15 protein-coding genes and 1 other annotated feature are annotated in these 25,820 nt (G+C 46.0%); of the genes, 6 read left to right on the top strand and 9 right to left on the bottom strand.

Going from position 1 to position 25,820, the window contains the following annotated elements; genetic code table 11:
- Positions 1-5 precede the first annotated feature (5 nt).
- Entirely contained in the window at positions 6-1,889 is a 1,884-nt protein-coding gene (locus MD535_RS04330; RefSeq protein ID WP_265673706.1) for a BNR-4 repeat-containing protein, read from the top strand.
- A 68-nt stretch (positions 1,890-1,957) separates the two neighbouring features.
- Here the strand turns inward: MD535_RS04330 and MD535_RS04325 are convergent, their stop codons facing one another.
- The 4 genes from MD535_RS04325 to thrA form a co-directional block, all read right to left on the bottom strand.
- Positions 1,958-2,743 carry an arylamine N-acetyltransferase family protein gene (locus MD535_RS04325; RefSeq protein ID WP_265673705.1) on the bottom strand — a complete coding sequence of 262 codons (786 nt, stop codon included), beginning with the start codon at positions 2,741-2,743 and terminating at the stop codon, positions 1,958-1,960.
- A gap of 182 nt (positions 2,744-2,925) precedes the next feature.
- Entirely contained in the window at positions 2,926-4,206 is a 1,281-nt protein-coding gene (thrC, locus tag MD535_RS04320) for a threonine synthase (RefSeq protein ID WP_265673704.1), read from the bottom strand.
- On the bottom strand, positions 4,203-5,165 hold the full coding sequence (gene thrB, locus MD535_RS04315) for a homoserine kinase (protein ID WP_265673703.1): 963 nt from the start codon (positions 5,163-5,165) through the stop codon (positions 4,203-4,205). The genes thrC and thrB overlap by 4 nt, the downstream gene beginning before the upstream one ends.
- Before the next feature lies 1 nt (position 5,166).
- Complete coding sequence (gene thrA / locus MD535_RS04310) at positions 5,167-7,626, bottom strand: bifunctional aspartate kinase/homoserine dehydrogenase I (protein ID WP_265673702.1); 2,460 nt, start codon at positions 7,624-7,626, stop codon at positions 5,167-5,169.
- A gap of 30 nt (positions 7,627-7,656) precedes the next feature.
- Positions 7,657-7,774, bottom strand: a sequence feature (Thr leader region).
- Positions 7,775-8,051: 277 nt separating this feature from the next.
- Here thrA and MD535_RS04305 point away from each other — a divergent pair.
- Complete coding sequence (locus tag MD535_RS04305) at positions 8,052-8,522, top strand: ribonuclease regulator (RefSeq protein ID WP_265673701.1); 471 nt, start codon at positions 8,052-8,054, stop codon at positions 8,520-8,522.
- Between the two features lie 7 nt (positions 8,523-8,529).
- Here the strand turns inward: MD535_RS04305 and MD535_RS04300 are convergent, their stop codons facing one another.
- The gene (locus MD535_RS04300) at positions 8,530-9,012 is read right to left on the bottom strand and encodes a putative 4-hydroxy-4-methyl-2-oxoglutarate aldolase (protein WP_265673700.1); all 483 of its coding nucleotides are present in this window, start codon (positions 9,010-9,012) and stop codon (positions 8,530-8,532) included.
- 85 nt (positions 9,013-9,097) lie between these two features.
- Positions 9,098-9,490 (bottom strand): DUF3293 domain-containing protein, encoded by a 393-nt coding sequence (locus MD535_RS04295; protein WP_265673699.1) that lies wholly within the window; start codon positions 9,488-9,490, stop codon positions 9,098-9,100.
- Positions 9,491-9,819: 329 nt separating this feature from the next.
- Here MD535_RS04295 and arcA point away from each other — a divergent pair, with 329 nt between their 5' ends.
- Positions 9,820-10,536 (top strand): two-component system response regulator ArcA, encoded by a 717-nt coding sequence (arcA, locus tag MD535_RS04290; protein ID WP_265673698.1) that lies wholly within the window; start codon positions 9,820-9,822, stop codon positions 10,534-10,536.
- 75 nt (positions 10,537-10,611) lie between these two features.
- On the opposite strand, the gene MD535_RS04285 is transcribed toward arcA, so the two are convergent.
- From MD535_RS04285 to MD535_RS04275, 3 genes are all read right to left on the bottom strand, one after another.
- Positions 10,612-11,082, bottom strand: a complete 471-nt coding sequence (locus MD535_RS04285; protein WP_265673697.1) for a hypothetical protein — start codon at positions 11,080-11,082, stop codon at positions 10,612-10,614.
- Positions 11,082-13,436: an aerobic respiration two-component sensor histidine kinase ArcB gene (arcB, locus tag MD535_RS04280; protein ID WP_265673696.1), complete on the bottom strand. Its 2,355-nt coding sequence runs from the start codon at positions 13,434-13,436 to the stop codon at positions 11,082-11,084. The genes MD535_RS04285 and arcB overlap by 1 nt, the downstream gene beginning before the upstream one ends.
- A gap of 69 nt (positions 13,437-13,505) precedes the next feature.
- A complete protein-coding gene (locus MD535_RS04275; protein ID WP_265673695.1) occupies positions 13,506-14,444 on the bottom strand; it encodes a TIGR01212 family radical SAM protein in 939 nt (312 codons plus the stop codon).
- A gap of 526 nt (positions 14,445-14,970) precedes the next feature.
- Here MD535_RS04275 and gltB (MD535_RS04270) point away from each other — a divergent pair.
- The 3 genes from gltB (MD535_RS04270) to gltB (MD535_RS04260) all read left to right on the top strand — a co-directional run bounded on the left by gltB (MD535_RS04270) (position 14,971) and on the right by gltB (MD535_RS04260) (position 25,818).
- Positions 14,971-19,518, top strand: a complete 4,548-nt coding sequence (gene gltB, locus MD535_RS04270) for a glutamate synthase large subunit (protein WP_265673694.1) — start codon at positions 14,971-14,973, stop codon at positions 19,516-19,518.
- Positions 19,518-20,987 carry a glutamate synthase subunit beta gene (locus tag MD535_RS04265; protein WP_265673693.1) on the top strand — a complete coding sequence of 490 codons (1,470 nt, stop codon included), beginning with the start codon at positions 19,518-19,520 and terminating at the stop codon, positions 20,985-20,987. The genes gltB (MD535_RS04270) and MD535_RS04265 overlap by 1 nt, the downstream gene beginning before the upstream one ends.
- 367 nt (positions 20,988-21,354) lie before the next feature.
- Positions 21,355-25,818, top strand: coding sequence for a glutamate synthase large subunit (gltB, locus tag MD535_RS04260; protein WP_265673692.1), 4,464 nt, complete (start codon positions 21,355-21,357; stop codon positions 25,816-25,818).
- Positions 25,819-25,820: the final 2 nt, after the last annotated feature.

Raw genomic sequence — 25,820 nt, 5'->3', positions numbered from 1 at the left:
TTATCATGTGTATTATTTTCTCTCGTGTGCTTGCAATTTCTTTGTTGAGCGTGTTGTTACTCGCAGGGTGTAACTCAAAAAAATCGTCTCCGGCCGCACAACCAAAGCCACCAGTTACCGATTGTAAAGTGAACTGGCAAACTGAATTCCAACACCTCAATCGCACATGGCAACGCTCTCGCTATGATCACAATTGCAGTGAAGTGAACACTAACTTCCCCAATATAAAAGCCGATCAAACCGCGAACCAGTCACTGAACTACCAAAACATTTTTGACCGAGAAAGAGAGCTCTACGGCTATAACCCACGTTTTATTCCAGGTCGCCCCTACTTTGATGCTAACAATCTTCCTTGGATGATTGTCAATAATATGAATCAGTTCAATCGCGGGGACGATCAACCGGGTCATCATCAAGACCCGATTACCTTAGAGAAAACCGGGAAGCCGCTGCACGCACTCACCTATGATGATCGTGTCTATTCATCGCTATATCCTAGTGGTACCGAGTGTACTGATTGCGACTCTCACCTAGTGCGACTAACGGCGAATGGGGAGTGGGTTTCCATTTCTTTAAGAGGGTTAGAGCAAGAGTTTGGTTTTAGACAAAATGCCGATGGGCTTGACGGCTATCGCTACCGCTATATTGAACAGGTATATTTCCGAGACAATGGCGATGTCTTTTTTAAGCTCGATCATGGCGTTGTTCGTTACCAAGCCGCAACCAATACATGGCAAGGTTACTCACAGCACTGGATCGCGCAAACCGAAATGGTTGGCAACGGACAGGACGCCCCTTTATTTGTCCGTTCCAAAGACAGCACCTACACCATCTTACGCTTGGTCGAACAAGGGAATGATACGCTCGAGTGGCAACAAGAAACCTTAACGCTACCGCTATCACTTGGTCTATACCGAGGTAGTCATCCGATTGTATGGGAAGGCAATACGCTTCATATCGCGGCTATTAGCTTTGAAAGCGATGACAATAACCGACAGTCGTACAATACTGGGCAATACTATGTCCGCTACCAATTAGGTAGTGAAGCGGCAGATGTGCTGTTTATGGGCTGGAGTGGCTCAACGTCACAAGCGACGCCTGACTCACATAACCAACCGATTATTCTTATCGATAGTCACAAGCGTTTGCACTACATTTCTGGGGCGCACAATCATCAGATTTGGCATCGCTACTCTCTGCAACCAGTCACCGATACAGATTGGAACAGCGATCATAACCTATGGGGGAATACGGTAGAGGCGAATGATAAATTTTCCACTGGACCTAATGAAGCATTTGGTCGATACCCAGAAGATAAACCTCTTTCCGATACTGTAAATTATGTAGGGCAACCTTATGGGCGCTACACCTACATCCACGCAGCCTTAACAAACAACGATGATATCTACTTAGCGATGAGAAACACCGCGCCAAATACAGTGGCACCACAAGGCTATCGTTTAGAGTGGGTTAAAGGCTCGTTAGAAGATTCTGGAGAATACCAATGGCAAGACCAAGGCGTAGTGGTGATGCCAAACTGGCAGCAGTATTCAAACTACACCCAGAAGCTGCATCAAGATAAGCGCGGTAATCTATTTTTACTCTATACCTATGAGATTCAAAACTTCAAAGAAAGCACTTGGTTCAACACGCAAGCGCGACGTTCATATAGCAATGCTGAAGAGTGCGCGCTGGCCACATCAAGCCAGGATTGCATCAACGCCTATCAAGTACATTATCAGCGTTGGTCCAATGAAGAGCTGGCAGGTAACTCCAACCGATATAGTCAAGCTTATCAACACGATCCAGTGTTGCTTGTCAGCTCTGATAACGGACAGACTTGGCAACCCGCCACCACCGCAGGGTTTATAGCAAACAAAACACCATAAAAGTTCGGCCTAGTTGTCACTCTAATCGGTCATCGACTAGGCCATAATTCTGGTGAGCTCCCGGTCTGCTACTGCTCTTTGAGAGAATGGGCTTCCATGTCAATGTTAAAGTGCTTTTTTACTTGTTCCGCGTAGCGATCGTCGAAGGGGGCCTCAATACTCACCACGCTATCACCTTGGGTGATTTTTAGTGTGTTATCGAGCAAAGTAATCATTCCATTTTCGATAGGAAGCGCCGCTATTGTCGCCGATGTAAATACCGAGTGTTGACTGGTTGACGTATAGTGATTGCCACATTCGATGTCCCCCTGACACACAAAGGAAAGATCGAGGCTATATAAATCGAACCATTCATTATCACGCTTAACTTGTAACATAAAGCCATAGCGCTCTTCTGCAATAAACCGAAACGTTTGATAATCAATATGCTGCTCTTGCCCTACTTCAAGTAATAAAGGCTGCCTAGGCGTCTGAGAGCCAAAGCCAGCATCAACAATCCAGCGTTGGTCGTTCAATGTGATTAAAGAAACCTGATGCGTTCTACCCGACGGCTCACCAGAAAGGTGAACACGTGCGAGCAATGCCCTGCCATCAAAACCAACCGCTTGTAATACATGGAGCAATAAACCGTTCACTTCAAAGCAATAGCCGCCCCGTTCACTTAAAACTAACTTCTCGAAAAGGTTATCTAGCCCCAAACGAATCGCACGTCCAGCGGCAACATCAAAGTTCTCAAACGGTATCCTACGATGTTGACACTTGTGCAGCTTACGCAAACCGTCTAGATCGACAGTGATGTGACAAGCAACACCTAGCTTAGAGAGATATTGATTAAGTTGGATTGACGTCATCATTGTTGGCTTCCCTAACCAGTAAAATGCGAATAGCTCATTGGTGATTGCTGATTGATACTACGCGGATACAAAAAAACGCTCAAATATGACGTCACTTTCCCTTGCTAACTCACTTAGCGGTAAGAGTGATTCATACTCAAGCGTTTACGTTCGCCGTTCTACATTCAGATAGGCTAAACGCCCTATTGAACGCGTCTTAACACCACTTTTAGCGCTTCGAAATCATTGTTCAGATCTTCAGATAACAATTCCATTGCTGCATGCTTTGCAAGGGGAGCTGGCAGTTCAATATCAGTGCCTAGAATGTCATCAACGACTTCTTTAAATTTTGCCGGATGCGCGGTACACAAGAATAGGCCGGTCTCACCCTCTTGCAGTTGCTCATCTAGAACGCGATACGCGATCGCACCATGTGGCTCGCACAGGTAACCTAATGTATTGAGTTCACGTACTGACGCAGCACTTTGCTCATCAGTCACTGCGCCTTTGCCTAGCGTATCAAGCCCCCAGCCTTTCAGCTGACATAGCTCTTCAATACGTGGCCAGTTATTCGGCTGACTCACATCCATGGCATTAGATGTTGTCGCCACGGTCGGTTTAGGATCCCACTGCCCCGTTTCTAGGTAACGTGGTACGGTATCATTGGCGTTGGTTGCCGCAATAAAGCGTTTAATTGGCAGACCCAGTGCTTTGGCAAGCAAACCCGCGGTCAAGTTACCAAAGTTACCACTTGGCACTGAGATAACCAGGTTTTCACGCTGTGCTTTGCTTAGCTGTGACGCCGCTTCAAAGTAGTAACAAATCTGCGCCATTAATCGGCTAATGTTGATTGAGTTTGCCGAGTTAAGACCAATTTCTTTTCGCAACTCCGCATCATCAAAGGCTTGCTTCACTAACGCCTGACAGGCATCAAAATCGCCATCAATCGCCACGGTGTGGATGTTTTTACCTAGCGTGCAAAATAGCTTCTCTTGCAGTGGGCTGATTTTCCCTTTTGGATACAAAATGACGACATTAATGTCTTCCATACCATAAAAAGCATGAGCAACAGCAGCGCCAGTATCACCAGACGTTGCCGTTAAGATCGTGATTTTTCCGCCATCCGATACCGCAGCAAGGGAGTTAGCCATAAAGCGGCCACCAAAATCTTTAAACGCTAGCGTCGGGCCGTGAAAAAGCTCTAACGCATACACGCCCTCTTTCACTTCTTTGATTGGTGCAGAGAATTGGAACGCGGCATCCACCATTTCCGTCACTTTCTCTTTTGGAAGCTCATCCCCAATCAGTGCCGAGAGAATTTTTGCGCTGCGGGATACAAAATCTTCCGCTAATAGCGCATCGATATCCTCAAACTTTGGTAGTTCAGAGGGAAAGAATAGCCCTTGGTTACGGCCTAGCCCTTGACGGACGGCCTGACCAAAAGAGACTTGTTCATCGTTTTCTTTGATATTGTAAAGCTTCATTGCTCACTTCCTGTTACTTTCGAGCCTTGCTTGTCCAAACGACAAACATGCACGAATCCTTCGTTATTCTGTACGTAATTTTCTTCTAACCATCGAGCAACGCGCTCTGCCACGTCTTTTTCTTTGCAGATACTAAACAGCGTTGGTCCACTACCGGAGATACCGGTTGCTAACGCACCCGCCGCCTTTGCATACTCTCTTGCTTGGCTAAAGCCAGGTAGCAATTTGGCGCGATAGGGTTCAGCGATCACATCTTTGATCATCTTCGCGGCTAATTCAGGCTGACCAGAGTGGCACGCATGAATGAAGCCAGCAAGATGACGACCATGGGCGATGATATCTTGTCGACGATATTGAGAAGGTAAAATTTCTCTTGCTTCCGCCGTCGAAACTTTGATTCCTGGATACGCCATGACCCAGTACCAATCATCAAAACAAGGGACCTCTTGGCTAATAATACCAAGCTCTTCAAGCATCAGTTGCACGCCGCCTAGATAGCAAGGTGCCACATTGTCATAATGGATACCACCAGAAATTTGCCCTTCCATTTCACCCATTAGAGCGAGCAGGGCCATTTCATCCAGTGGATTACCATGATATTGATTGAGCGCGTCCAATGCAGCCACAATAGAGCAAGCACTTGAGCCTAGCCCTGAGCCAATTGGCATGTTCTTTTCAAGCGTCATATGAATCGGCTTAAGTGGTACGCCTTTTTTATCTAGCTCTCTAGCAAACACTTTCCAACAATCATAAACAATATTTTCTTGTGGATCGGATGGTAACTTATCGACAAATCGGCCTTTCGTTGTGAGCTCGAAAGCGACATCACTGGCTTTAATTTCCACACAATCACCCAGTAATGTGCCATCAATAGGCGACACTGCTGCCCCTAACACATCAAAACCAACGCTCACGTTGCCGATAGACGCGGGAGCATAAACCACGACTTTTTGACTCATTTTATACTCCTAATTTCCATCCAAGTGTACGCATCACATCAGAGAAGACACCAGCAGCGGTCACTTCCGTACCAGCGCCGTAGCCACGTAGTACAAGAGGGATTGGTTGATAATAACGACTGTAGAAAGCCAGCGCATTTTCACCATCTTTGATCTTAAACATAGGGTCATTTTCATCAACAGACGCGATACGAACTCGACACTTACCATCGGCAATTTCACCAACATAACGCAGCACTTTACCTTCTTCTGCTGCGTCAGCAACAAGTTTAGAGAAGTGCGCATCGGCTTCAGGTAAGCGAGCCATAAAGTCTTCAATTGAACCGGAATCATCAAAGCCAGGTGGCAATGCTTGATCCACTTCCACATCTTCAAGCTCCAGCGCCATGCCAGCTTCTCGAGCCAATATTAGCAGCTTCCGAGCCACATCCATTCCGGATAAGTCATCTCGTGGATCTGGTTCCGTAAACCCTTTGTCTTTGGCAACATTCGTCGCCTGACTCAGCGTAAGACCTTCATCTAATTTACCAAAAATAAATGACAAGGAACCGGATAAAATACCGTTGAATTTTTCCAATTCGTCACCGGCAGAAATTAAGTTCTGTAGGTTTTCAATAACAGGTAGACCTGCACCTACCGTTGTTTCATACATCAGTTTACGACGTGAGCTACGCGCCACATCACGAAGCTGATGGTAATAAGCCATGCTGGAGGTGTTGGCCTTTTTATTCGGGGTCACCACATGGAATCCGGCCGCTAAAAACTCAGCGTACTGGTTCGCGATAGTTTCACTCGATGTACAGTCTACGAGTACAGGGTTAATGATGTGATTACGTTGAACCAATGCCGCTAATCCAGCGACACTGAACCGTTCCGTGACATCATTCATGCGATCTCGCCATTGCTCAAGAGGTAAGCCCTGACCGTCGAGAAGTACCCCTTTACTATTCGCAAGACCACAAACACGAATGATGATGCCTTTTTCCGCCAACTTTACTTGCTGACGTTGAATTTGATCGACCAGTTCACCACCAACACCACCAACACCAACCACAAACACATCCAAGAAGTGCTTAGAGTTGAACAGGTTTTCATGGCAAGCCTTGATCGCTTCTGAGATTTTATCTTCCGGAATCACAGCAGAAATAGCGCGCTCTGAAGAGCCTTGTGCGATCGCTACAATGTTGACATTCACTTCCGCCAACGATAGGAAGAACTGAGATGCCACACCGCGTGATGTTCTCATTCCATCACCCACTAGCGTTACAATCGCCACATCATCCATAAACTCTACTGGCTCAAGTAAGCCATTTTTCAGTTCTAGCTCAAAGGTTTCTTCTAAAATCAACGCCGCTTTTACTCGGTCTTCTTCTTCAATACAGAAACTAATGCTGTATTCCGAAGATGATTGAGTGATTAGCACAATTGAAACCCCAGCCGAAGACATAGCCCCAAACACACGGCTCGCCATGCCGACCATGCCCTTCATGCCTGGACCGGATACGTTAACCATGATTAAGTTAGATAACGTGGTAATGCCTTTAATTGGTAGGTTGTCTTCACCGGTATCTTGCCCAATCAAAGTACCCGCCCCCTGAGGGTTAAATGAGTTTTTGATAAGGCATGGAATATGGAATTGAGCAATAGGTGCAATTGTTTTAGGGTGAAGAACTGAGGCACCGAAATACGATAGCTCCATTGCTTCTTGATAACTCAATGATTTGAGCAAACGCGCATCATCAACTAAACGCGGGTCACAGTTGTAAACGCCATCTACATCTGTCCAAATTTCGCAGCAGTCCGCTCGTAAACAGGCAGCAAGTACTGCTGCAGAGTAATCAGAGCCATTACGACCCAATGTGACCAACTCACCTTTTGCATTGCCTGCCGTAAAGCCTGGCATGATGTGAACAACGCCTTCCTCTAATGGGCTAGCTTGAAAATTTTGAGTAGACACACCCACATCAACCATCGCTTCAAGATAGTCACCATTTGCATACAGGTATTTCACAGGGTCAATTAATGCCGCCGCTTGGCCTTTGGCTTCAAGTACCGCCTTCATCAATTGAATAGAGATGCGTTCACCCTTCGAGATGATGCGAGCATTCACATGATCAGGGCAGGTGCCAAGTAAACGGATACCATGTACAAATTGGTGCAGTTGAAACAAAGAGGTTTTTACCTGATTGTCAAAGTCTGTACTTTGAATATTGGGAAGAACCGATTGGATACTGGCAAACAATGCTTTGAATGATGCCTCCAGCTCCGAAATCTGCAGTTCGACTTCACTATTTTTTAGTGCCGCATCAATGACAGCAACGAGCTTATTGGTTGTCTTCCCTGGCGCAGATAGCACCACGGCTAAATTTTCTTGTTGGGCGTTGTTGGCAATGATATCTGCCGCTCGTAAAAAGCGATCTGCATCGGCTAATGATGAGCCGCCAAATTTTAGTACTCGCATCCTTTCCTCCCGAAATACTCAAAACAGGTAAAAAAAAAGGCCCGTATCTTGGTGATACAGGCCTTGTTTTTTGAATTTCTTCCGTCTACCAGCCTGCTCCAACATTGGTCATGTCGGTAATAATAATCGTGGTGGTCATTACTACTAGCTGGCTTCTATACATAGGGTTATCTACAAACTTTCTTATGTGCTTACCCATACGTTTACCGCACTTCTTGTAGACTAGTCAATCAAAATTTGTACTTTTCTTAAATCAAGAGCGTTATTCGGGTCAATCACCGAAAAATGACATTTATTGTAGATATATGTCATTAGGTTATGAGTAAATCGTTAAATGCTATATCGATTTACAACTTTTTGCTTAGATATTGTGCTTTAATTAGTGGACAAATAAAAAACAATAATAATGAACAAGGAGTGGTGCTATGAAGGCAATAATTGTGTCTACTTTGTTCGTATTATTGTCATTAAACACCGCACGAGCGGCTGAGCTCCCTACATTGCCCTCTCAGCATGACGCCTCACCCCATAATTTTTTCCTTTCGTCTGACAGTAAGTCATCAGGTAATAATTTAGATCAGTGGAATGTCGACAGTGGGTACGCCTACTCAGTCTTCGACTCCGTCGATGTCTATATCGGTGCGCGCCTTAATAATTCTCTAGAATCAAGCGATAGAGGGTTTCTCAGCGGCATGAGCTATCAAATTTCCGAACGAATTTCGGTAAAAAGTATACTACGCGGCTACCAGTATGAAGAAAATGATGTGAAACAAGCGGGGATGGCGGCGGAAATATCAAGCCGAATGCGGCTAACAGAAAACCTAGACGTACACGCCACCTTTGACTTTGAGAAAGTTCAACAAGGCATCGAAGTCGGTCTAGGCTTTCGTTTTTAGCGTGTAATTAAAACGACAATGCTTCCTTGGCGATTAATATACCATTCCAATCTGAGTAAATATAATGTCCCGGCTGAACTATCTGGTTGTTCATCGTAAGGGTAACATTCACTTCCCCTGCGCCACGCTTTTCGGTCTTAAACGGGCACGCCCCCAACGCCTTAACGCCTAAGTCCATTTCAGACATTGCTGCAACATCTCGAATGGCACCATTGACAATAACGCCCTCCCAACCGTTTTCTATCGCCATGATAGCAAGCTGGTCACCGAGCAACGCTTTTTGGCAAGAACCGTTACCGTCAACGAAAAGGACTTTTCCTGCGCCATTTGTCGCCAGTATTTCACGCACTTTTGAGTTATCGTGATAGCAACGAATCGTCACTATCTCTCCCCAAAAAGCGGCCCTTTGACCAAAGTTTTGCAGCGGTACATTCAGCAGCATCACTTTATCTTCGTGTTGGTCACAAATATCAGGTGTGATATCTCTCATCTTTCCTCCATGAATTCTACTCAATAGGCGTACCTTTAGAGAGCATTAAATTAAAAATCCTTTTCATCTACCCAGCAGTTTGTAGCTAATCAGCCACATACTCACCCAATAAACCTAAATTTTTTGGTTGGCGATCACCATCACAAGGCACCAAAAACAGTACACCATTGTCGACAAAATAAATGGCATTTTGATGATATTTTTGTCCTAAGTCACACGCTTCAGAAAGCGTCATTTCAACAGCATAGCTCTCTTCATACCAATCAAAAGTGGCGTCGCCAACGATAACCTTTAATCTTAATTTATGGCCAAGATCTAAATTTAACTCTTTGTTTTTAATAAGGTTACGTTCATTAGACACCCAAACGCTTCTAGGGTTCCATGCCGTGATAATCGCGTACTGTTCAACTGACCATGCTCGTTCAAACCTAAAGCAAGCATTTGCATAAGAAGCCCATAACTGCGCATTAACACACATATTGATTACCGCTCCCGATTTACCTATTACTATTAATATTTGTTACAAGTCAGCTATTGATTTAAATCAACAAACTGCAAGGAATTAACATTTGACCATTGTTAGCATGCTGTTAACATATTAGAATTCGCCTCAATGACCTAGCGGAATAATAAGAGATTTAAGGGATTTCTCGTTAGCTGGCAGCTTCATGGATGGCGACGCATATCGTAACTGTTTCTCTGATTGTAAGCAGAACATCCAAGAAACATTACCTATATGTTAACTTATTGCCTAGAATTTATTCTACTACAGCCCGATTTATCACAAGTTTAATTTAGGTACAGCCAATGCAAAGCCCGCAAATTCTTATTGTTGAAGATGAGCAAGTAACACGTAACACTCTTAAGAGCATTTTTGAAGCAGAAGGATATGCTGTATTTGAGGCCAGCGATGGTCAAGAAATGCATCAGGTCTTGTCTGACAACTCAGTAAACCTTGTTATCATGGATATCAACCTTCCAGGTAAGAACGGTCTACTTCTCGCTCGTGAACTTAGAGAGCAGGCAAATGTTGCCCTTATGTTCTTGACGGGACGTGACAATGAAGTGGATAAAATTCTTGGTTTAGAGATCGGCGCAGATGATTACATCACTAAGCCATTTAACCCACGTGAACTAACGATTCGTGCGCGCAACCTTCTTACTCGCTCTATGAGCAGCAACGTATCTCAAGAAGAGAAACGCAGTGTTGAGAAGTACGAGTTTAATGGTTGGGTACTTGATATCAACAGCCGTTCACTTGTAAGCCCTAGCGGTGAAGGTTACAAACTACCACGCTCAGAGTTCCGTGCCCTGCTTCACTTCTGTGAAAACCCAGGCAAGATTCAAACTCGCGCCGACCTTTTGAAAAAAATGACAGGCCGTGAGCTTAAGCCTCACGATCGTACTGTTGATGTGACTATTCGTCGTATCCGTAAGCACTTTGAGTCTGTCTCTGGTACGCCAGAGATCATCGCGACTATTCACGGTGAAGGCTACCGCTTCTGTGGCGATCTAGAAGAATAATCACAACATGATTGTAAAAAAGGGACGCATCAGCGTCCCTTTTTATTGATTATCATTTTTATTGCCTCAGTTCGCTTAGTAAACGGTATCTACCGGTACCTGCTTATTGAGCAACCATGTTTCTTTACCTTGATTCACCAGCAATAGTGCCACATCCATCGGTTCTGAGTTATTGAACTCTAGTTGCCACTGAAAGGCCACTTCCCACTGCTGTTCACTATGGTTACGTAGCTCAAAGTCATCAGCACTTAGCTCCCATACCTCATCACCTTGCTTTAAGACCACTTTCAATGCGTCCATATCCGCCGGTAGCTGACCCTTGCTGCTAAGATTCAGCGCCCCATGGATCGTTTGTTCCTTCATCAATGGCAACGTTTCACCCACCTTTGGCATCATATCGATCCACAAATTTGATGCCAATAAGATCGATTGTTGCTCAACAGCCGCGGTGTCACTTGCACTCCATGCATCGAGGTGGTTATTCGATGATGTAACGCACCCACCAAGCGCAATAGCCAATGCCATTGTTGTGATCATTCTTTTCATTATGAACCCTTACTTTCTAACCAAGATTTTAAGACTTGGATATCGTTACGATATTCGTTCTCTATTTCTTCAATCCAGTCTTCTATATTTTCCCACCACGCCGGTAAATCTGGAGATTGTGCTTGTTGCGCCACAGATTGAATTCGCTTCAGACCGATAGACCCTGCCGCGCCTTTAATTTTATGAGCTTCAGACGTAATTCCTGGCTGATCCCGGGCCGTCATGTTGGATTGAAGGATCTCCATGTAATCCGGCATCATGTCTTCAAACATGGTGATACTATCGAGTACTGGCTTCGTTCCCACGATATCAACGTACGAGTCTAGCATCCCAATATCAAGTAAGCGTTCGTATAAATCACGATTAGCATTCATTAACTCTTCATCCTTTTCATTAGGTATCATGACTGACTTCGGTTCCATCGAAGATGAGAAGTCATTGATCACTTCGGTCAGAGCCTTCACATTGAGTGGCTTGCTGAGCGCATCATCCATTCCTTGCTCAAGGTAATCTTGCTTGTTCTTAACCACATTCGCTGTCAATGCAACAAGCGGAGGCAGTTGTTCGTAATGGTTTCGATAATACTGGGCGACGTCAAAACCCGTCATATCAGGTAACTGAATATCCAATAATGCTAAATCGTAGTCTTGTGGCTGAAAAACACTTATCGCTTCTTTACCTGTCATTGCCACCGTCACGGTATGCCCTAGGCTCTCCAGTAGACTACGTGCCACGGTAATATTTAATTCAATATCCTCAAGCATGAATATTCGTAGCCCCTGTGGGGAACGTACTGGCTCGACAACCAATTGTCCTTCGTCAGCACAAGGCACATTGATCGAGATAGTAAAGGTGCTACCGAACCCTTCTTCACTATCAACGGTGATCTCTCCATCCATCATGTGAATTAACTGTTGAGACACCGCTAACCCAATACCAGTACCGACAGCATGCAAATTGTCCGTTTTCGATTTTACCTGGTAATACATGGCAAAAATCTTATCGACCTCAGTTTGTGGGATACCCACACCAGTATCTTCCACCTCAATAACGATGTGAGCAATACCATCGATGACATCAGCACTGACCGTCATCACTACGCCACCTTGCTTAGTAAATTTCATCGCATTACTAACAAGGTTCCATATCACCTGCCGTAATCGCGTCGCATCCACGCAGATCCCTTCAGGCAGTTCCGTTAATCTTTCTAAATCAAAGCGTAAGCCTTTTTGCTCTGCCATTAATGCTGAAATGCTCTCAATTTCAACAATGAAATCATCAAATTTAAGTGGCTCTGGATAGAGCTCCAGTTTACGTCGGTCAAATTTATCCATATCGATAATGTCATTAAAGATATGACCCAGCGTTATTGCACTCACATTGATCGTTTGCATGTGACTACGCTGTTCTTTGTCGAGTGGACTCTCGAGTAACATGCGGCTAAGGCCCACAATACCATTTAGCGGCGTTCTCAATTCATGGCTAATTGTCGAGATAAACGTCGTTTTATCTCGACTGGCTTTCTCTAGTGACTCTTGATGGCGTTTGCGTTCGGTGATGTCGCGTCCAAAACCAACGAGGCCAAGGTGGCGTCCATCTTTACTGTAGAAGGGGACTTTACGCAGCTCGTAGTAACATTTCTTACCATCGGGGTACTCTAACCATTGTTCATACGTCAGTGCTTGGTTATTGCTCATGACTTTATGGTCGGTTTCAACCACTTGCTCAGCAATTTCTTCCGAGTAAACATCCCACGGAGTTAACCCCACCAACTCTTTTTCTTTTTTACCGGTTAGGTCTTCCATCGCTTTGTTGCAGCCAGAGAACACGCCTTCTGCATTTCGGTAATAGATCAAATCCGGAGAAGCATCAATAAACGACCGAAGCAGTGCTGTTCGTTCAGCAAGTTCTAGCTGAGTTCGCTCACGCTGATACACCTCATTCTCAAGGTCCTTCATCGCCTCTTTGCGTGCATCTTCAGCTTTTTCCCGTTCTTCAATTTCTAAGTTCAGCTTACTGATGTTTTGCTGCAGCTTGATGTTCATCTCTTGGTCACGAGAACGCATATCCTTAAGTTTGGATACCATTTTAGCTAATCGTTGTCGCGACTCTTCCAACTGATCGACGACCACTGACAAGAAATAGACCGCCCAAGGGGTGATGATGAGACCAAAGAATACCGAGCGAACGATATCGATATCATCCACTCGACCATTTAATACTAAGGTAATACCGACCTGCACAACCACGGCTAGAGCCACGAGCGCAAGAGCGAGTAGAATAGAGAAACGAACAATGCCAAGTCTCACTAAGAGATCGACATAATATTGAGCGAGGTTTTTGATGGGTTTCATTCAGCACTCCGTGCATGGTTACTCAGCTAAGTGTATCACTTCGCCTAGTTGCCATGCACGAATGCTCGACTATTTGAGTATAGGTTTGTGATAAACGAAAGGATTATCAAGCAGTGAGCCTTGTGGTCCCTCAAGACACAGTTTTCTCCCTAATTCCGTCATCGCTAACCAGCGATTTTCACACCATAGCGGCGCTAGCAGTGTTGGTCTTCGCGCAGAAGATGCCACACGATGGAAAACAATGTCTGATGGCGTGCGGCGAATCATTTCACCTGCGACATCGAGATAAAAATCTAATGTTGGCGCTTCTAGCCGACCAGCATGCCATGCTTTAGCCATGGTACTGCCTTCAACAATATGCAAACCATGCAGTTTTATCCCGTCCGTCCCCGTTAGCAATACTTTATCTAGCGTATCGAGGTTGTCTTGCTTACTTTCTTTCGGCAGCCCAACAATAAGGTGAGTACAAACCTTAATACCTAGCGCCCGTGCGCGTTTGGTAATAGCATCATATACCTCAAAGTCATGACCACGATTAATACGCTTTAACGTCTGATTGTTTGCGGTTTGCAGACCCAGCTCTAACCATATTTCATAGCCTTGCTTGACATAATCGGCCAATAAATCTAGTACAGCATCAGGGACACAATCTGGACGAGTGCCCACGCATAACCCGACGATGTCGGCATATTTTAATGCCTCTTCATACATGCTTTTAAGGACTTGCACTTCGGCGTAGGTGTTTGTATAGGCTTGGAAGTAAGCCAGATATTTTTTTGCTCGTTTGACCTCGCCAGCTCGATCGGTCAATTGCTCATGGATAGATTGTATTCTGGTATTTTCATTGGCAAACGAGGCAACATTACAAAAAGTGCACCCACCGCGCCCAATAGTACCGTCTCTATTTGGGCAGCTAAATCCACCATGTAACGTCAGCTTATGGACTTTTTCGCCATAGCGACGCTGAAGATCTTGACCAATGGTATTAACTAATTCGTGTAACTGCATATCAAACAAACTCGATTAAATAAGAATGACTATCACTCTAATTTTTGAAACTAAATTACATCCCTGCAAAATAAAACCAGGCACAGTAGCAATACCCGCCTACTTTCAACTTAATCAAAATCAATAAATATGCACAAAAACAAGAAAAAAGCGCCGAATGTTAGCGTTATGTTACCAATTGTATTCAATTTCAAATAAAAAAAATGGGTTACAGAAGAAACTTTAGTTGGAATTACCGAGAACAAAATTGTAGGATACTTACACAATTCTTCTGATTCTGCTGTTAGGATTACAGCTCAGATTAGTAGAATAAAGGCGATATTCCTTTCCCACCAAAATAATTCACTAGAAAGTGAGTAGACGTTGCGGAATATCACCACGGATTGTTTTTCTCGCAATACTTTTCCTGCGAGATGCAGAATGGAATCGACACTGCCCCCTCTGGCAGTCAAGAATCAAAATTACAAAGGACAAGGCACAACCACACACTTTTGTTGTGCCTGGATTTAACTGGAAGGAAGTATCTATGGTAGATAGAGAGCAGAATACACAAGGTCTGTATACTCCAGAACTGGAGCATGACGCTTGTGGTATCGGTTTTGTTGCTCACCTTAAAAACCGTAAATCGCATGATGTAGTCACACAAGCCCTCGATATGCTTGCGCGTATGGAACACCGTGGCGGTCAAGGCTGCGATCCATGCAGTGGCGACGGCGCTGGCATCTTACTGCAAAAGCCCCATGAATTTCTTTTAGAAGAAGCGGTAAAACTTGGTATCAAGTTACCTTCTTTTGAAAAATACGGTGTTGGTGTTGTTCTATTCCCTAAGGACGAGCACAAACGCGCACAATGTCGCGATATCTTAGAGCGTAATGCTCAACGCCTTGACCTTGAAGTCATTGGCTACCGCGTATTGCCAACAGATAACTCCATGATTGGTGCAGACCCTCTAAGCACAGAGCCGCAATTTGAGCATGTATTTGTATCAGGCGGTCCAGGTTGCACACCTGAAGAATTAGAGCGTAAGCTTTATGTACTGCGTAACTACACGGTACGTGTATGTTTAGAAAGTATTTCTAACATCGGTGATGACTTTTACATCAACTCAATGTCATACAAGACATTGGTCTATAAAGGTCAACTAACCACCGAGCAAGTCCCTCAGTACTTCTTAGATCTACAAAACCCAACCATGGTAACTGCGCTTGCACTCGTGCACTCTCGCTTCTCTACCAATACTTTCCCTCGCTGGCGTTTAGCACAGCCTTTCCGTTACATCGCCCACAATGGTGAAATCAATACGGTACGAGGCAACCTAAACTGGATGAAAGCACGTGAAGCGATCCTTGAATCGGATCTGTTTACACAAGCTGAAATCGACATGCTGTTGCCTATCTGTCAGGAAGGTAGCTCAGATTCATCAAACTTTGATATGGCGTTAGAGCTGCTAGTTCTGTCTGGTCGCACTTTGCCACATGCATTAATGATGATGATTCCGGAAGCATGGCAAGAAAACAAAAACATGGACCCAACACGTCGCGCATTTTATCAATATCATGCCAACGTCATGGAACCATGGGATGGTCCGGCTTCTGTGTGTTTCACTGATGGCGTTCAAGTAGGTGCGACACTAGACCGTAACGGTCTGCGCCCATCTCGCTACACCGTGACTAAAGATGACTTCCTAGTCATGGCATCTGAATCTGGCGTTGTTGAAATCGCACCAGAAAACGTAGAGTACCGTGGTCGTCTACAACCTGGTCGTATCTTCGTTGCTGATCTTGAGCAAGGCCGCATCATTTCGGATGAAGAAGTGAAAGATGGTATCGCTAAAGCACAGCCTTACGAAAAGTGGGTTGAAGAAAACCTACTGAGCTTGAAAAAGCTACCCGATGCGAGCAACGAATTTAGCCAACCTTCTCCAGAAAAACTGCTACACAAACAACAATCGTTTGGTGTCAGCTCTGAAGAAGTGAACGAAATCATTCTCCCTCTGGCGAAAACAGGCTACGAGCCACTTTCTGCCATGGGTGCTGACTGGCCGCTCGCGATTCTTTCTCATCAATCGCAGCACCTTTCAAACTACTTCAAGCAACTTTTTGCTCAGGTAACTAACCCACCAATCGACCCGATTCGTGAACGCATGGTCATGTCTCTGAACACTTACCTAGGTAAAGATCAGAACCTCCTTGCTGAAACCCCTGAACACTGTCAAAAAGTAGAGCTTGAGTCACCGGTTCTTTCTAACTCTGAGCTAGAAAAGCTACGTGCTATTGATAATGAGCACCTGCAAGCGAAGACGTTGGATATCGTATTCCAAGCAAACGAAGAGCCAGGTAAGTTAGAACGTGCACTGAAACGTATTTGCCAGTATGCCGAAGACGCAGTGATTGATGGTTACTCCATTATTCTACTGACAGACCGTGCGGTGAACTCTAACCACGCCGCTATTCCAGCTATGCTGGCTGTTGGTGCTGTTCACCACCACCTGATCCGTAAAGGCTTACGTGCTAAGTGTGACATCGTGGTTGAAACGGGCGATGCTCGTGAAACGCACCACTTTGCAACATTAATTGGCTACGGTGCGAATGCCGTCAACCCATACTTGGTTATTGAAACCATCGTTGAGTTGCAGCGCACTAAAAAGCTAGACCCAAGCCTTCACCCTCGCGAGTTGTTCGACAACTACCGTAAAGGCGTCAATGGCGGTCTACTGAAAATTTTCTCTAAGATGGGCATCTCTACGCTGCAGTCTTACCACGGTGCACAAATCTTTGAAGCACTTGGTATCAGCAAATCAGTGGTTGAGAAATACTTCACTGGTACTGTATCTCGTATCCAAGGTCTAACGATTGACGATATCGCACGTGAAGTTCTAGTTCGTCACCGCGTTGGTTACCCTGCTCGTGAAATCCCAGCTCAAATCCTTGATGTTGGCGGTGTTTACCAGTGGAAACAACGTGGTGAGAAGCACCTCTTCAATCCAGAAACCATTTCTCTACTTCAAGAATCAACGCGTAACAAAGATTACGGTCAGTTCAAGAAGTACGCTAAAGCGGTTGATGACCAAGGCGACAACGCAGCAACGCTACGTAGTCAACTGGATTTCATCAAGAATCCAGCAGGCTCTATTCCTCTGGAAGAAGTTGAACCGATCGAGAACATCCTTAAGCGTTTTGCCACTGGCGCAATGAGCTTTGGTTCCATCTCGCACGAGGCTCACTCAACACTGGCTGTTGCCATGAACCGCATTGGCGCGAAATCAAACTCGGGTGAAGGTGGTGAAGATCCAGCTCGATTCGAACGCAAAGAAAACGGTGACTGGGAACGCTCGGCTATCAAACAAGTGGCTTCTGGTCGCTTTGGTGTCACGTCTTACTACCTATCTAACGCTGATGAGCTACAAATTAAGATGGCTCAAGGCGCGAAGCCTGGTGAAGGTGGTCAACTACCGGGTGATAAGGTCGATGATTGGATTGGTGCAACACGTCACTCGACTCCGGGCGTCGGTCTTATCTCGCCACCGCCACATCACGATATCTACTCAATCGAAGATTTGGCTCAGCTGATCTACGATCTGAAAAATGCCAACCGTAATGGCCGTGTAAACGTGAAGCTCGTTTCAGAAGCCGGCGTAGGTACGATTGCATCAGGTGTAGCGAAAGCGAAAGCGGACGTGGTACTTATCGCTGGTTTTGATGGCGGTACGGGCGCGTCTCCAATGTCTTCTATCCGTCACACAGGCCTGCCTTGGGAACTTGGTCTAGCAGAAACTCACCAAACACTACTGAAAAACGGCCTACGTAACCGTATCGTGGTTCAGTCTGATGGTCAGATGAAAACCCCACGTGACCTTGCAGTAGCGACGTTACTTGGCGCAGAAGAATGGGGCGTAGCAACCGCAGCACTGGTTGTTGAAGGCTGTATCATGATGCGTAAGTGTCACAAGAATACTTGTCCTGTTGGTATCGCAACACAGAACAAAACACTGCGTGAGCGTTTCGACGGCCGCGTAGAAGACGTCGTGACGTTCTTCCAGTACATGGCGGAAGGTCTACGTGAAGTCATGGCTGAGCTAGGTTACCGTTCTATTAACGAAATGGTGGGGCAATCTCACAAACTTAAAGTTCGTGATGACATCGGTCACTGGAAATACAAGAACCTCGATCTCACACCAGTTCTGCATATTGAACAGGCTCGTGCAGAAGACGGGATCTATAACCAGACACAACAAAACCATAACCTAGAAGAGGTTCTAGACCGCAAGTTGATTCAAGCCGCTATTCCAGCGCTTGAGAAAGGCGAAGCCGTTAACGCGACCTTCCCTATCATCAACACAGACCGCTCTGCGGGTACCATGCTGTCGAACGAAATCTCGAAGGTTTACAAAGACCAAGGTTTACCACAACCAATGAACGTCAAGTTCCACGGTAGTGCTGGCCAATCTTTCGGTGCCTTCCTTGCGAAAGGCGTGAAATTCGAAGTCGAAGGCGACGCGAACGATTACTGGGGTAAAGGTCTATCTGGCGGTACGCTAGTGCTGTATCCAGATGCGAAATCATCTATCGTTGCTGAAGATAACATCGTGGTGGGCAACGTCTGTTTCTACGGTGCCACCTCAGGCGAATCCTTCATTCGCGGGTTGGCTGGCGAACGTTTCTGTGTTCGTAACTCAGGTGCGAAGGTTGTTGTTGAGGGTGTCGGTGACCACGGTTGTGAATACATGACTGGCGGTGTGGCTATTATCCTCGGCTCAACAGGCCGCAACTTTGCGGCGGGTATGAGTGGTGGTGTGGCTTACGTTTGGGATAGAGCGGGTGATTTTGAAACCAAGCTTAACCCAGAATTGGTCGACCTCGATCCAATCGAGCAAGAAGATAAAGATCTTCTACTTGATATGCTAACTAAGCACGTTGAATTCACAGGAAGTGAAGTTGCTCAGTCTTTCCTTGCTAATTTTGAAACCAGCCTAACCTCTTTGGTTAAGGTGATGCCGCGTGACTACAAAGCGGTTCTTCAAAAGCGCAAAGCTGAAGCACAACAAGCACAATCGGAAGAAGTGGAGGCAGTATAATGGGTAAGCCTACTGGATTTTTAGAGCACGGTCGCGAGCTGCCAAACAAGCTTGACCCGTCGGTTCGTATTGAAAACAACAAAGAATTTGTTCTCAATGAAGAGTTTGGTTCAAAAATCAATACTCAAGCATCTCGTTGTATGGATTGTGGCGTGCCGTTTTGTCATAACGGTTGCCCAATCGGTAACATCATCCCAGAGTTCAATGACGCGGTTTTTCGTGACAGCTGGGAAGAAGCATGGAACATTCTAAGCTCGACCAATAACTTCCCGGAGTTTACTGGCCGTGTCTGCCCTGCTCCTTGCGAAAGTGCTTGTGTACTGGGGATCAACCAAGACCCTATTACCATTTGTAATATCGAAAAAACCATCGTTGAAACAGCGTATCGCGAAGGCTACGCCAAGCCGAAAAAACCGCGCATTCGCAGTGGAAAAACGGTCGCGATCATTGGCTCAGGCCCTGCAGGACTTGCTGCAGCCGAACAGCTTAATAGCGCAGGTCACTCTGTGACGGTTTTTGAGCGTGATGAAAAAGTCGGTGGTTTACTTCGCTTTGGTATCCCTGACTTCAAACTGGGCATGGACATCATTGATCGTAAGATCAACTTAATGGCCGATGCTGGCGTTAAATTTGAAGTCAATGCGCATATCGGTGTCGACATCAATGCACAACAGCTACGCCAAGACTTCGATGTGGTTCTGCTCACAGGTGGCTCAACGGTACCTCGCGATTTACCTATCCCCGGCCGCGAGCTACAAGGCGTCCATTTTGCCATGGAATTCTTAGGTCAGAACAACCGTCGTGCTAACGATATGGATTTGAAAACCAAAGAAATTCATGCAAAAGATAAGCATGTTGTGGTTATCGGTGGTGGTGACACTGGTTCCGACTGTGTTGGTACTTCTAACCGCCACAAAGCCAGCAGCATCACTCAAGTGGAAATCATGCCGATTCCACCAGAGAAGCGTCCTGCAAATATGCCTTGGCCTCAATACCCAATGATCATGAAAACCACGACCTCGCATGAAGAAGGCTGTGAGCGTCATTGGAATATCTTAACCAAAGAATTTATTGGTAATGATAAAGGCGAAGTCACGGGTTTACGTATTGCCGACATCGTATGGCAAGACGCAAAACCAGGCGAGCGTCCTGGCTTTGATGAAGTCGCGGGCAGCGAGCGTGTTATTCCATGTGATTTAGCGTTCCTTGCTATGGGCTTCCTACACCCTGAACCAACAGGCGTACTGGCACAATTGGACGTGAAACTTGATGATCGTGGCAATGTGGCAACGCAAGACTTCCAAACGAATCAACAAGGCGTGTTTGCTGCTGGGGACATGCGTACCGGTCAATCTTTAGTGGTACGTTGTATCAACGAAGGACGTGAGTGTGCACGTTCTATCGATGAATACCTAATGGGTAACACCAACCTTGAAGCGAAGGCTAATTCATTAATGCTTTCCGCTTAGCAATAAATGCATGGCTGCATCAATAAGCAGCCAGCACATTCCTTCCTAATTTGGCCAGCACTTGCTGGCCTTTTTTGTCGCTTTTTCCTATGCATTCCCCGTCATTTTTCCTGCCATGTTTCAATATTCGCTGCAACACCACCTGACGATTCAGGTAAATGCATGGTTTTTCTCAGTTCTACATGATGACATGCTGAATACTTGACGTTTACAACCATAAGCTATACGTTGTGAAGTTGGTGCAAATAAAATTCGCACTATTTGTTAAAAATATAACTCATGGATTTTTGATTCTTATAAAAAGAAAAATCATTAAAAAGCATCAATTTACTGTCAGGAAGACAGCACGCTCAAAGGGAGAAAGGCAATGGCTCTTTATGACCCAAGTCTTGAGAAGGACAACTGCGGATTTGGCCTTATCGCACATATGCAAGGCCAGCCCAGCCACAAATTAGTTCGTACCGCCATCTCTGCGCTCGATCGCATGACACACCGTGGTGGTATCGCTGCCGATGGAAAAACAGGCGATGGTTGCGGTCTACTACTGCAAAAACCAGACACTTACTTTCGTCTTCTCGCACAAGAAAATCAATGGAATCTGAGTAAACAATACGCTGTCGGCATGCTGTTTCTATCCAATGATCCTGTCAAAGCACAGGCAACCAAAGACACTATCACCAAAGAACTCGCGCAAGAAACCTTAACTATTTCAGGATGGCGCACAGTTCCAGTCAACCCGGACGTGCTAGGCCCCATCGCAGCAGAATCACTGCCTAACATAGTGCAATGTTTTGTCTCAGCACCAGCAGGCTGGCGTGAGCAAGATGTTGAGCGTCGCCTTTACATTGCTAGAAGACGCATTGAGCAAGCCACCGCTGACGACTCAGAGTTCTATATTTGTAGCTTATCCACACAGGTTATTGTCTACAAAGGCCTCTGTATGCCTGCGGATCTTCCGCGCTTCTACCTTGATCTTGCCGATCTTAGAATGGAGTCAGCGATCTGTTTATTCCACCAGCGATTTTCTACGAATACCCAGCCTCGTTGGCCACTGGCACAACCCTTTCGCTATCTTGCTCATAATGGTGAAATCAACACTATTGAAGGTAACCGTCAATGGGCAAAAGCGCGCGCATACAAATTTGCTTCTCCTCTGCTGCCTGATTTACAAACCGCCGCACCATTTGTTAACGAAACAGGTTCAGACTCTTCAAGCCTAGATAATATGCTCGATCTATTTTTATCGGGAGGGATGGATATATTCAGAGCGATGCGAATGCTCGTGCCACCCGCGTGGCAAAACCACCCTGATATGGATCCCGACCTTCGCGCATTTTATGATTTTAATTCAAAACATATGGAACCGTGGGACGGTCCTGCAGGTATTGTACTTTCTGATGGACGCTACGCAGCGTGTAACCTTGACCGCAACGGGTTAAGACCTGCCCGCTATGTCATCACTAAAGACAACCTTATTACTCTTGCTTCTGAAGTGGGCATTTGGGATTACGCCCCAGATGAAGTTGCAGAAAAAGGACGAGTCGGACCCGGAGAACTATTAGTTGTCGATACTCAAGATGGCAAATTATGGCATTCAAATGAAATTGATGACGATCTAAAAAGTCGCCACCCTTATCGAGAGTGGATGGAGAATAATGTCCATAAGTTAACGCCTTTTTCTGAGTTGTCGGACGATGAAGTGGGTAAACGCAGTTTCGATGCTACACAATTAAGTACGTATCAGAAACAATTTGCCATGAGCAATGAAGAAACCGATCAAGTACTACGGGTATTAGGTGATATGGGTCAAGAGGCGGTGGGGTCCATGGGTGATGATACGCCGATGGCAGTCCTGTCCTCAAAAGAGCGTCTCATTACTGACTACTTCAGGCAGAAGTTTGCTCAAGTCACCAACCCACCCATCGATCCGCTACGCGAAAAGCATGTCATGTCACTGGCTACCAGCGTAGGGCAAGAGATGAATGTTTTTTGTGAAACAGATGGACATGCCTACCGCGTCGCTTTTAACTCACCAGTTCTGCTTTACTCAGACATGCAGCAACTCCTTAACCTAAGTAAAGAGCATTATCGACACACCGTTCTGGACATCAACTTTGACCCGCAGCAAAAAGACCTTAAGCAAGCCATTGTCGATTTATGTGTCCGAGCGGAAGAAGTGGTTAAAGCCGGAACTGTGTTGCTGGTGCTTTCTGATCGAGAACTCACGAAAGGCCGCTTACCGATTCCCGCGGCTATGGCGGTTGGCGCAGTACAAACACAACTGATAAACGCCAACGTACGTTGCGACACCAATCTATTAGTGGAAACCGCCACGGCAAGGGATCCTCATCAATTTGCTGTTCTATTAGGCTTTGGGGCAACGGCGGTCTACCCTTACCTTGCCTATGAAACACTCAGTAAAATGGTCGAAGATGGCGTACTCGACAAAAGCTATCGCGTTGCCATGCAAAACTATCAAAACGGCATTAATAAAGGCCTGTATAAAATCATGTCGAAAATGGGCATTTCAACCATCGCCTCCTATCGATGCTCACAGCTTTTCGAAGCCGTCGGACTCCATGATGACGTGGTTGAGCTCTGCTTCAAAGGCGTGACGGCCCGAATTCAAGGCGCGAGCTTTGAAGATTTCCAGCAAGATATTTTCAATTTATCACGCAAAGCTTGGACAAAACGCAAACCAACCGAACACGGTGGTCTATTAAAATATGTCCACGGCGGAGAGTATCATGCCTATAACCCTGACGTGGTTGGCACCTTACAACAAGCCGTTAAGACGGGTGACACACAAGACTATCAATCCTTTGCCACGCAAGTGAATACTCGCCCAGTCGCCATGTTGCGCGATCTCATGACTTTGAAAACATCTGTGTCTCCACTTTCCTTATCGCAAGTTGAGCCTGCTAGCGATCTATTCAAACGTTTTGATTCTGCTGCCATGTCTATTGGTGCGCTAAGCCCTGAGGCACATGAAGCGCTCGCCATGGCGATGAATCAACTTGGTGGGTATTCTAACTCAGGCGAAGGGGGAGAAGATCCAAGACGCTTTGGTACCAACCGAAACTCAAGAATCAAGCAAATTGCCTCTGGGCGATTTGGGGTGACTCCGCATTATTTATGTAATGCAGACGTACTACAAATCAAAGTGGCACAAGGAGCCAAGCCGGGAGAAGGCGGGCAACTACCGGGCCATAAAGTCACCGCAGAAATCGCTAAGCTACGTTACTCCGTACAAGGGGTGACGTTAATTTCCCCTCCCCCTCATCATGACATTTACTCCATTGAGGATCTTGCTCAGCTTATTTTCGACCTTAAGCAAGTGAACCCGAATGCACTGGTTTCAGTCAAGCTGGTTTCTGAACCCGGTGTCGGGACCATTGCCACTGGAGTTGCCAAAGCCTACGCCGATCTTATTACCATTTCAGGCTATGATGGTGGCACCGCAGCCAGTCCGCTGACCTCGGTTAAATACGCTGGTTGCCCGTGGGAGTTAGGGCTTGCAGAAACGCAACAAGCGTTAGTCGCCAATAGTTTACGTCATAAGATTCGCCTACAAGTTGATGGCGGATTAAAGACAGGGCTTGATGTGGTGAAGGCGGCTATTTTAGGCGCGGAAAGCTTTGGGTTTGGCACAGCTCCCATGGTGGCAATGGGCTGTAAATTTTTAAGAATCTGTCACTTAAACAACTGCGCTACAGGGGTGGCGACTCAAGACGAAACCTTGCGAAAAGAGTACTTTAAAGGGCTGCCAGACATGGTGGTTAACTACTTCACAGGCTTAGCCGATGAAGTACGTTCGCTCCTAGCGCAGCTGGGTGTCGAAAAACTCACCGATCTCATCGGACGTACGGACCTACTGCAAGCAGTGGAAGGGTTAACAGCCAAGCAAAGTAAACTGGATTTATCGCCAATATTGGAAGCCCCGATATCGCCACAGAATTTCCCATTGTACTGGACTCAACCCAACAACCCGTTTGATAAAGCCGAACTCAATAGCAAAATTGTAGAAGATGCACTCACAGCCGTGGAAAAAAGACAATCCACCCGCTTATTTTACAACGTACGAAATACAGACCGCTCCCTCGGTGCACGCTTGTCGGGTGAAATTGCCAAGCGTTATGGCAACCAAGGAATGGCAAGCAGCCCCATTCAACTTCACCTAGATGGAACGGCGGGCCAGTCTCTAGGGGTTTGGAATGCGGGCGGGGTGGATATTACCCTAACTGGGGATGCGAATGACTACGTAGGAAAAGGCATGGCGGGTGGCAAAATTGTCATTAAGCCTCATGTCGGCACCACCTTTATCTGTAACGAAGCCACTATCATTGGTAACACCTGCCTGTATGGCGCCACTGGCGGTAAACTGTTTGCGGCAGGTACAGCCGGCGAACGTTTTGGTGTACGTAATTCTGGCACCATCACGGTAATAGAAGGGGCGGGAGATAATGCCTGTGAATACATGACTGGAGGTATTGTCGCTATCTTAGGATCAACAGGCGTGAACTTTGGTGCTGGTATGACCGGCGGATTTGCTTATGTTCTTGACGCGAATGAAGACTTCAATGGTCGCGTCAACGAAGAATCTGTTGAAGCGCTTGCTCTGGCTGACCTTTACATTCACCAAGAACATTTAAGAGGTCTAATTGCAGAGCACCTTGAAGAAACGGGGTCGGTGCACGCCGAGAATATTCTAGCGAATTTTGATGAATGGATTCCGAAATTCTACCTAGTTAAACCAAAAGCTGCGGATTTGCGTACGCTGCTGGGTCACCAAAGCCGAAGCGCCGCCGAACTGCGCGTTCAAGCCCAATAATG

Source organism: Vibrio qingdaonensis, assembly GCF_026191675.1.
Lineage (GTDB): Bacteria > Pseudomonadota > Gammaproteobacteria > Enterobacterales > Vibrionaceae > Vibrio > Vibrio qingdaonensis.
This window is presented reverse-complemented; position numbering and strand designations above follow the sequence as displayed.

Coding starts and splice junctions, on each gene's coding strand:
- MD535_RS04330 (WP_265673706.1), top strand. CDS start 6: ATGTGTATTATTTTCTCTCGTGTGCTTGCAATTTCTTTGTTGAGCGTG.
- MD535_RS04325 (WP_265673705.1), bottom strand. CDS start 2,743: ATGATGACGTCAATCCAACTTAATCAATATCTCTCTAAGCTAGGTGTT.
- thrC (WP_265673704.1), bottom strand. CDS start 4,206: ATGAAGCTTTACAATATCAAAGAAAACGATGAACAAGTCTCTTTTGGT.
- thrB (WP_265673703.1), bottom strand. CDS start 5,165: ATGAGTCAAAAAGTCGTGGTTTATGCTCCCGCGTCTATCGGCAACGTG.
- thrA (WP_265673702.1), bottom strand. CDS start 7,626: ATGCGAGTACTAAAATTTGGCGGCTCATCATTAGCCGATGCAGATCGC.
- MD535_RS04305 (WP_265673701.1), top strand. CDS start 8,052: ATGAAGGCAATAATTGTGTCTACTTTGTTCGTATTATTGTCATTAAAC.
- MD535_RS04300 (WP_265673700.1), bottom strand. CDS start 9,012: ATGAGAGATATCACACCTGATATTTGTGACCAACACGAAGATAAAGTG.
- MD535_RS04295 (WP_265673699.1), bottom strand. CDS start 9,490: ATGTGTGTTAATGCGCAGTTATGGGCTTCTTATGCAAATGCTTGCTTT.
- arcA (WP_265673698.1), top strand. CDS start 9,820: ATGCAAAGCCCGCAAATTCTTATTGTTGAAGATGAGCAAGTAACACGT.
- MD535_RS04285 (WP_265673697.1), bottom strand. CDS start 11,082: ATGAAAAGAATGATCACAACAATGGCATTGGCTATTGCGCTTGGTGGG.
- arcB (WP_265673696.1), bottom strand. CDS start 13,436: ATGAAACCCATCAAAAACCTCGCTCAATATTATGTCGATCTCTTAGTG.
- MD535_RS04275 (WP_265673695.1), bottom strand. CDS start 14,444: ATGCAGTTACACGAATTAGTTAATACCATTGGTCAAGATCTTCAGCGT.
- gltB (WP_265673694.1), top strand. CDS start 14,971: ATGGTAGATAGAGAGCAGAATACACAAGGTCTGTATACTCCAGAACTG.
- MD535_RS04265 (WP_265673693.1), top strand. CDS start 19,518: ATGGGTAAGCCTACTGGATTTTTAGAGCACGGTCGCGAGCTGCCAAAC.
- gltB (WP_265673692.1), top strand. CDS start 21,355: ATGGCTCTTTATGACCCAAGTCTTGAGAAGGACAACTGCGGATTTGGC.